The organism is Acinetobacter endophylla (genome assembly GCF_053543775.1).
Genome location: NZ_JBLVOM010000249.1, coordinates 12,809 through 21,724, shown reverse-complemented (window position 1 = coordinate 21,724; position 8,916 = coordinate 12,809). Strand labels below are relative to the sequence as shown.

7 protein-coding genes are annotated in these 8,916 nt (G+C 37.4%); 3 read left to right on the top strand and 4 right to left on the bottom strand.

Annotation, left to right across the window (positions count from 1 at the left end; genetic code table 11):
• Positions 1 to 57 precede the first annotated feature (57 nt).
• From ACNPNW_RS13255 to ACNPNW_RS13245, 3 genes are all read right to left on the bottom strand, one after another.
• Complete coding sequence (locus ACNPNW_RS13255) at positions 58 to 987, bottom strand: hypothetical protein (protein WP_448767041.1); 930 nt, start codon at positions 985 to 987, stop codon at positions 58 to 60.
• 68 nt (positions 988 to 1,055) lie between these two features.
• A complete protein-coding gene (locus ACNPNW_RS13250) occupies positions 1,056 to 2,219 on the bottom strand; it encodes an AcrVA2 family anti-CRISPR protein (RefSeq protein WP_448767040.1) in 1,164 nt (387 codons plus the stop codon).
• A gap of 1,132 nt (positions 2,220 to 3,351) precedes the next feature.
• Complete coding sequence (locus ACNPNW_RS13245) at positions 3,352 to 3,873, bottom strand: hypothetical protein (protein WP_024160891.1); 522 nt, start codon at positions 3,871 to 3,873, stop codon at positions 3,352 to 3,354.
• Between the two features lie 355 nt (positions 3,874 to 4,228).
• Here ACNPNW_RS13245 and ACNPNW_RS13240 point away from each other — a divergent pair, with 355 nt between their 5' ends.
• The 3 genes from ACNPNW_RS13240 (at position 4,229) to ACNPNW_RS13230 (ending at position 8,336) form a co-directional block, all read left to right on the top strand.
• Complete coding sequence (locus ACNPNW_RS13240; protein ID WP_448767039.1) at positions 4,229 to 6,892, top strand: type IA DNA topoisomerase; 2,664 nt, start codon at positions 4,229 to 4,231, stop codon at positions 6,890 to 6,892.
• Positions 6,893 to 6,908: 16 nt separating this feature from the next.
• Entirely contained in the window at positions 6,909 to 7,907 is a 999-nt protein-coding gene (locus tag ACNPNW_RS13235) for a hypothetical protein (protein ID WP_065995363.1), read from the top strand.
• Between the two features lie 195 nt (positions 7,908 to 8,102).
• On the top strand, positions 8,103 to 8,336 hold the full coding sequence (locus ACNPNW_RS13230; protein ID WP_005006205.1) for a hypothetical protein: 234 nt from the start codon (positions 8,103 to 8,105) through the stop codon (positions 8,334 to 8,336).
• A gap of 80 nt (positions 8,337 to 8,416) precedes the next feature.
• On the opposite strand, the gene ACNPNW_RS13225 is transcribed toward ACNPNW_RS13230, so the two are convergent.
• The coding region (locus tag ACNPNW_RS13225; RefSeq protein ID WP_448767038.1) for a zinc ribbon domain-containing protein at positions 8,417 to 8,916 on the bottom strand (500 nt) is incomplete at its 5' end.

Below are 8,916 nucleotides of genomic sequence, written 5' to 3'. Positions count from 1 at the left end.
AGATGTATCATAGTATTCGTCGTTAGAAAACAATTATTGTGACATTATTTCAATGAGTTATCTATTTTTGTCGTGTACAGAGAAATATTTTATAACCAGCGGTTGAGCAACGACATATTTTGATGGGTTGTTAGTTTGCAACGTGATTTCATGAGCGTAATGCCATGCCTTAGTGATACGGTTTAGGATGACACTTTCAAGGTCGTCTTCTAAGAATTCGTAAAGATTAAATCGCACGTTGTTTAAGATCAGTTTTTTATAACCTTTCACAAGGGTATTTAAAAAATTCTGGGATTGGTCCATAAAGGCGTTAACGTCAGCATCATAACTTATTGTGTTATTCACGACTGCATTATAAAAGTACTGCTCAGAATCAATTTTAATAATATGCATCTGCTCTAAGAATGACTCTAAATAAGCTGGATGCATATTTTTACTTAAAAACTTACAGATCCGCTTATTCTTGTTGTCGTTAAAATAGATGTATTTAGAGGTTAGCTCAGCATTAATCACTGTGACATATTCGCCGTCCACACGAAACTTCACGGTATTATTGTTGGTGAACTGCAGCATTAATTCTGTGAAGATATAGCTATCTAACGTTTTTTCATGCTTAAACGTCTGCTTGTCCAAGAAATAACTGTTGTACTGAAGATCTGCAACATTGGCATAGCTTTGAACGAATTGAGCGATGTCATTGTGCATGTTTTGGGTGTCGAGATCCGATACTTCAGTTGAAACCGATTGAAAGGCACTATTTTTATAAAGATGCCCCAATAATTCTGTTTGATTGTAGTTTTTAGGTTTAACTTTCAAGCCAACAGTAAACTCGTCTTGCTCATAATTCCCTTTAATTAGATTGCTTAAATAACTTTCAGCTTCTTGAAAAGATACGTTTCCAAGGTTGTCTAAAAATGATTTTAAGGAAGTGCCATCTAATCGTACTGCAACATGAGATATAAATGATGGATCGAACTCGAAACGCATAATACTTCATTGATTGAAATGGGTATTAAAATTATATAACAGGTTTAAGGAAAAAAGAATGAAAACCTTTAAGTATTATTACCATAAAAGTAATTTTGAATTGATTTAATAAGTTTAGTTTCGGTTTCTTGAGTATATAAACTACCTGAAATTAGTTTTAAGCCAGTATCAGTTTTAAGCCAATGTAGTGTATTAAAATGGTCATTAGCGATATGGCTACTCTTGTGCATGCGCGACACAAAACCAGTGTTCAGACCAGTATCAAACAGGCGTGGACAACTTGGTGCGTGGACATGATAGAGGACTTCACGGCGTTGATTGCTAGAGGGTGATTTACCTACGCCACGGCGTACTGGCATACCTTTGTGCTTTCTATAACTATTGAGAAATGAATCAATCGTATCGTTATACGTGGGTTGCATCAGGTAGCCACGGTGATTGTAGATGTCAGTTTTAGGATGAATAGAGAAATTAAATAAGCTAAGCATTTTACCAAGTAAGATTAATAGCTCAGGACTACCTTTAAGGTTGGTACCAATCAAACTATCTTTAATGGTTTTAATAGTATCCGTGCGATACTCTAAAACCACATAGTCTCCCCAATTAGAGGTTAAGCTTAAAGGATCTTCATCAGATATGTTGGCTTTAGTATCTTCATAGCAAAACACGATGATCAGTACTTTAACGTTGTTTCCGTTAAACAAAACTTCGTTTTGATGCGCGAAAAAACCATATAAAGGTTTGTCGTTGTGTCCTAGACCTGGTGTATGAATAAAGTTGGTCCACTGAAAGTAGTAATTCAGCAAATGACCATCGACATAGCGACCGTTTTCATCATTCAATAGGGTGCGATATACATCATTTTCAAGCTTTAGCACGGGTTGGCTGTACCGCCAAGCGCTCAACGCTGCAGTCGTAAATGCAAAGTCATAAAAGTTAAACTCAGGGTTCATATTTTTATAGAACAATGCATAAGGCTGTAACACACTTTCCCATACCTGTAATGGGATAAAGATGTTGGAACCCCACTTAGGAATCTCCGCAAAATAACCAGTGCCATAGGTATGATTTACGTTATCCCAAAACAGGCGTTCTAGCTGTTTATAGTCTGGAATGTCTTCGCTTTTAACCAATGATGCTGTACATAATGCTAACTTTTTCTCCAGTGCCAATAATTGACTGACAGGAGGGTATAAGCGACCAGCTTTTTGCGTAAAAACTTCCGCATTCAACTTTGATATAACATCAGCAAAGATTGAATCTTTCACTATACTGGTCTTCCATAAAAGGTGTGTGAGGGTGGCTAATTAGTATAAGGCATTCTAACAAGTTGTATGTATTCTATAAGGCGTAAAACTCTAAAAAGTTGATAATATATATCAGTTTTTAAAGCATTCACATTTCATACATAATTCTAACCTTGCTCAAATATAACATCATATTGTTTGCGATTTCTAAACAACAGTTTAACTAATCTGCAATATATCAGGGTAGAGCTGAGTATAGGGCTTAATCATTACTTTTGTTCAGCATGAGATAATAGTTTGTGGAATTTCCGTGAATATGATTAAAAAAGCTTTAAAACTTATTAGAGATCGGTTATATTACGAATCAAGGGATATTACCCTATTTAATAAACTATTAGACTGAGATTGTTCTAATAGTTTTTTTTTGCCCTTTTTTTGACATTTCCTGTTTTTTCTTCTATAGCTTCTGCTATATTTCTCCATATTTTACTCTATTTTTCGTTATTTTGATTAATTTTTAATCAATGTTAAAAGCTTAAATAATCAGCAACTTAGCCATTTATACCCACTACTATCCACAAAAACCTGTGCATAAAAAAACCAAATATTAAATCCCAAAATGGAATTTCTTCAATTTTAAGCTATAATTATGCTCATAGTTTTAATCATTGTAGTGGACTTAGTTATGAGCCATGTAGACCAAATAGAAACGATTAAAATTACTAACCGCGAAATCGGAATATTGCCTAACAATGTGCCAGTAGTAGATCAGTTTTTGAATAACTACCGCACACATAAAGCATCAACGACTCATTCAGTGGCTAGTAATTCACCTTTAATGAACATTACCAATTCAATGCATGTGCATCGAGTAGAAGATTCCCCCTATACTCAACCTATTCGTAAACTTCATTAGAAATAAAAAAAGCAGCGATTTCGCTGCTTTTTTATTGCCTATTGCATTTCTTTAGTGCTGATCCATATAGCTTTGAGTGAGCTTCTTACGCTCGTAATTCTCTTTGAGCTGTATGCCAATACCAATAATTATTATAGGTAAAATGGCTAGGGCAAAAAGAATGCAGATCGAATCAAAAATTGGCCTGGGCATATGAGCGCATTATTGCGGATTCGCATTGGTTAATTCCTCCAGTGTTGGTGGTTTTGTGGCGACTGGTTCATTTGCTGGTGCTTCAGGTGACACTTCTGGTACTTCAGGTGATACTTCTGGTGTTGAACTTGGTTCTTGTTGTGGATCTAACTTGTCTTCATAAGACTCTTGTGGAAGGCTATTGCTTGCAACAAAGTTATCTAGAATATCCTGAGCCTTATGTGCCTTATTGCATTCGTCATTTGAGGCGTACATTTCTTTTTGTACGCTATCGTCTAAATACTTTTCTCGGCCATCACTAACATCATCGCTGTAATAACCAGCTTTCTTAGCAGAATCTATATAAATGGAATAACAAATATTTAAAACATTACTACGCTCGTAATCATGTTTGTAATACCAGTCAATACTACGTTCCTTTGCATCAGTTTTCGTATCTTCAAGGTATTGATCTAAGCGTTTCTCTTGTGGCGTAGACGAACACCCGATGATTAACAATGAGGTGCTTAAAACTATAAGTTTTTTAATCATGGTTTTAGCTTAAAACAAACGATACCTTTATAGTACAACATTAATTCGTTAAATAATATTTTTGGAATTTTAATTTGTGACGGTTAAGCAGTGCATTTTCAAACAATTAAGCCATTTTTTCCCATAATTTTAGATAAATATTGTTGTCTTTTTTCGCGTAGATTATTGAAAACAGGAAGTAATTTAACCACTTGAAATGTTCATCCAACTAAAGATTAAGAAATAAGCCCTTAAAAGTGTTTGTTTATCAACCCTTAAACCTATTTAAACATTTTAAAATTGTATATACTTAAACCATTACTAGATTAACTTCAGTAATTATTACTAAAGAAAGTTAAAAATTGGATGAATTTTAATGAGTAGTTTGTTCATAGTAGAGTCACCCGGAAAGGTCGAAAAAATTCAACATATCTTGGATGACCTGTATCCGCACGAATTCGTTGTACGCGCTTCAGTTGGCCATGTATGTGATTTACCTAATCATGAGATCGGTTTCTCATATCCAGCCTTTGTTCCTAAATACGAAATATCTCAAAATAAAACACGCGTTGTTCAAGAATTAAGACAGGCTGCTAAAAATGCAGATACGGTTTTCCTCGCAACTGACTTGGACCGTGAAGGTGAAGCCATTGCATATCACTTAAAACGTATCCTGAACTTATCTGACGATCAGTATATTCGCGTCAAATATAACGCTATTGATAAAACTACGATCGCTAATGCACTTCAAAATGGTGAAGAGCTGGATCAAGGTATGGTGGCATCTCAAGAAACACGCCGTTTCCTTGATCGTATGATCGGTTTTTACTTGTATGAGCCAATTTCAAATATTTTAAAAGGCAAATTTCCTGTTGGCCGTGTTCAATCTGCCGTACTCGTTGTGCTTGGTGATTTAGAAGATCTACTGAAAAACTTCAAATCACATGAACATTACAACCTTGAAGTAACTCTAAAACAAGGTTGGGCTGCGAAATGGGATTTTTCTAAGTGGCTTAATCCTGAAATGAAGGATGTGCACAATAACCAGTGGTTAGATAAAGCTTCAATTACCCGTCTACAAAGCGAAATTGATAAAAAAGACTTAACCATTACCAGTGTTGAAACTAAGCCATCTTTCCGTAGTGCTCCAGCGCCGTTTATTACTGTTGATCTGCAAGCTGCAGCTGCAGCGCGTCTTGGTTTGGATCTAAAACAAACTATGGATGCAGCGCAAAAGTTATATGAAGGTGGTTATATCACTTACCATCGTACTGATGCTGCCGTAATTTCGCCTGAGGGCATGCAAGCTCTAGAAGCTTTTGGTGAGAGAGAGGGCATTGCGATTATCGGCAATAAAGCCAAATCTCGCGATGGTGCTCAAGAAGCACATGAATGTATTCGTCCTAGTGACTTCTTTACCTTTGAAGCTGGTAAGGACCAAGTTCAAAAGGATCTATACCGTCTAATCTGGTTGCGTACTGTTGCATCGCAAATGGCTCCAGCTGAATACGAAGTTAAATCCGTTGTAGGTGTCTATAAAGATGTCACGCTCAATGTAGATGGTGAAAGCATTACTAAAGATGCTGAATTCAAAGCTTCTAGCCGTATCTTAAAGGAAGATGGTTGGTTGGGTTTATTAAAGACCTACAGTATTGATGAAAATGCACTTGAATACGTGGACGGTGAAGAAGATTCAGAAAAAGAACCTGAACATACGCTACCTATGGATATTGAGGTCGGTCAAAACCACAATGTTATTGCTGGTAAAGTTATCGCGACCAAAACCAAACCACGTTCACGCTACACCGTACCATCATTGGTCAAATTACTTGAGAAAAAAGGAATTGGTCGTCCTAGTACTTATCAATCAATCTTTGAACGTTTAATCAAGCACGGCTATATCAAGCTTGTTAAAAAGAAAATTGAAGTTACACCGCATGGATTGACCTTGATTCAAAACATTAGAGGTAAGTTTAGTTTTGCAGATCCGCTTTACACCAAAGAAATTGAAGAAACACTGGATCTAATCGCTACTGGTGATGCCGATTACAAACAAGAACTCCAAAAGTTCCATTTAGGGATTGAAAGTGAATTAGGACAGTTCTCAAAACATTGGCTTGATTCATTCCCTATCTACAAATGTAATAACTGTGATGACGGACGCATGTTGCCGAAAATCGGTACCAATCGCGACAAAACAACATCGGTCTACTGGTCATGTAATTCATGCAAAAGTTCAGCGCCAAACAGAAATGTTGATGGTAAAGATGAACCGGGTAAGCCAACTGTACGTGAGCCAACTGCTCATTTATGTTTATGTGGCAAATCACTGACTCAGGTTACAACTGATAAATCTGTATTTTTTGAGTGCTCTCAACGTGCGTTCGTAGATGGCACCTGTAAAGAAACATACCGTTCTACAAATGACGAAAGCGGTAACTTGGTTCCTGATTTTGACGAATATCGCCGTAACCATACATACAAATGTCAGCTTGAAGGGTGTGGCGGTTGGTTGCGTGAGTTAAAAGGTATTTCAACTTCTTCAGGTAAGCCGTATCACTTCTTTTCTTGTGAAAAATCCAATCCAAACCTGAAAGGCAAAAAATGTAAGTCGGGTCCATTAGAGGTGTTCCCTGATGGTAGTCCTAACTACGAGCCAAGATTCCAAGTGACCAAAACAGAGTATCCATGTATCTGTAAAAAGCCTCTTGTACATACCAAGTACCGCAAAGAACCTGGTGTTTACGAAGAGCGATACAGTTGTGAAGCTGCATCATGTAAACGTTATTTCGACATATTGCCAGATGGATCACCAGATACCCAACTTACAAAATCTCGCACTGGCAACGAAGCCAAGTGTTTTGAGTGTGGCCAGACCATGATTCAGTCTGCATTTAATTTACGTGGTGAACGTAAGTATAAATGGGATTGCTTTAGCTGTGGTGCAAGTGGATACGACAACAACGGTGAGCCAGTTCAACGTGGCAAAAAGAAAGCCAAGTCTAAATCGACCTCTACAAAAGCTAAATCAAGTAAATAATTGAATAGGTGAATAAATGAGTAATCACGAACCAGATGATATGGACAACATCGGGAAGGAAGCTGAAGAAGCGATCAAAATCCAACCCGATGATGAACATGTAAGTGAGCCTGAACAGCCAGCCAAGACAGCAAAGAAGGGCAAAAAAGTAAACATTGATGAAAACTTTGTTGCTAAGCATAAAAAGCTAATCTTGATTGGCGGTGGTGTTCTTTTCTTTTTGTTATTTGCTGTGGTTATTTTTGGCAATCAAAACATCGAAGTTGAACGTCCACAACAAAGCGATGTTGAACTTGAAGCTCGACTGCAGAGTGAAGTTGCAAGACGAGTAAAAGAAGAAAGTATGAAATTGGCTGCTCAGCGCAATGAAATTATCGACCGTATTAGTCGTAACTTTGACTGTAACGCACCACAAGTATTCTGTCATGCACAAGATACGTCAGAACCGTATTCAACTGTCGTTGCTAGTTTGCAGAACTTCCAATTTCAGCCAGATACGCCGTATGAAGTTTACATTGAAGTCTACCCCTTGAAAGTGGATGCCCAAAACCCACAATCAAGTCAGCGTAAAGGAAGTGTTTGTAGCCCGAACAACGTGCACCTTTTCTTATGCCAAAAAATCGTAATGAAAAATCCTGCGCTTATGGCCAATCAGATCCGCGAACTATATGCGCTACTAACGCCGTCTATGACTTATCGCTTGCAGATCAGCAGTCGTCCAATTACGCCAAGTGACATCGATCTGACATTGATTACTACCGAACTGGACAAAATGAATGCCGATTCTGCAACTGCTAGTGAACCTGAATTGGAGTGTGTACCGCCAGATCCTAAAAAAGATCCTGTTGCGTACAACTTATACGAAACAGGGGGCATGTCTTGTCAAGACATCATGAAGGACTTAGCTGCACGTAAGACAACTGCTCCAGCTGGTCAACCTGGTCAAGCTCAACAAAGTGGTGGTGAACAACCACAACATCCTGATGCATTTGGTACGCCAGTAGCAACACATTAAACATACTAATAAGAAACGGATTGATTTTGGTTAATCCGCTATTAATTGGCTTTTGGTTGAGAATACTAATTTAAGCATCTGTTTATCAAATAGATCTTAAAAAAATGAAACAATAAAATGCAGATTTATTCTGCATTTTTTAATTTTCACATTACAATAGTTTAAATTCGCAACTTTTAAGCAACCGGGTACGCTATGAACAACCCAATCAAAATTCAAGATCTGCAAGTGGCAGATTTGCCGTCCACGTTTAAGCTGAAGAAAAAACATAAAGAAGAAGTTTTTCTGAAGTTCAAAGAGTTGAATGAGGCACTATTCAAAGTAGGGTACATTCCAGTGACGTTCTCAGACTTTGTGCATGCACTTATAGAAACTGGCGTAAAGGGATTTTCTGTCGAAGAATATGTCAACGCTCAATTAAACTCTTAATTTTAGAACTCTAATTATTTTTTTGATGTCAAAAAAAAGTGGACCACATTCGTAATCCATTCCTTTATTTTCTTTAACGATTAACTTTCTATTTTGGTACCACACTGAGGGCAAAACAGCATATTGTCCTGAAGTGGTTCACCACATTTCACACAAAACATATTCTTTTTCGGTTTGATGATCACGGGTACTTGATCTGATAGATCCTGACTGTGTGTTTCAGGGTTATTCATCAATCCAAGATGTGTACCATGTGTTCTTGGTGAGCTTTTATTGATTGCGCTATTCATCTGGTTCATAGATGACATGCGGTTAATATCTACTTCAGACGTTGGGGCAACCACAATGCTTTGGCTTTTGGCAAAGTCGGCTAAATGCTCTTTCAGTACAACAGCATCATCAGTACAAGCAGTCATGCTCAAGATCGCACGGTTTTGATATTTACCGAAGGTCGTTGTGCTAATTTCAGCGTACCAGACACGTAACGTCATGGTTTCAACATTGATGACTTCTTTTTGTGATTTCACGCTGTCGTCAAGGTAACGGCCAAAGTTCATTTGAGACAATTGATAGCTACCTT

Excerpts from the sequence above, each read along its gene's own strand:
- ACNPNW_RS13235 (WP_065995363.1), top strand. The coding sequence starts at position 6,909 with ATGAGTAATCACGAACCAGATGATATGGACAACATCGGGAAGGAAGCT.
- ACNPNW_RS13240 (WP_448767039.1), top strand. The coding sequence starts at position 4,229 with ATGAGTAGTTTGTTCATAGTAGAGTCACCCGGAAAGGTCGAAAAAATT.
- ACNPNW_RS13230 (WP_005006205.1), top strand. The coding sequence starts at position 8,103 with ATGAACAACCCAATCAAAATTCAAGATCTGCAAGTGGCAGATTTGCCG.
- ACNPNW_RS13245 (WP_024160891.1), bottom strand. The coding sequence starts at position 3,873 with ATGATTAAAAAACTTATAGTTTTAAGCACCTCATTGTTAATCATCGGG.
- ACNPNW_RS13255 (WP_448767041.1), bottom strand. The coding sequence starts at position 987 with ATGCGTTTCGAGTTCGATCCATCATTTATATCTCATGTTGCAGTACGA.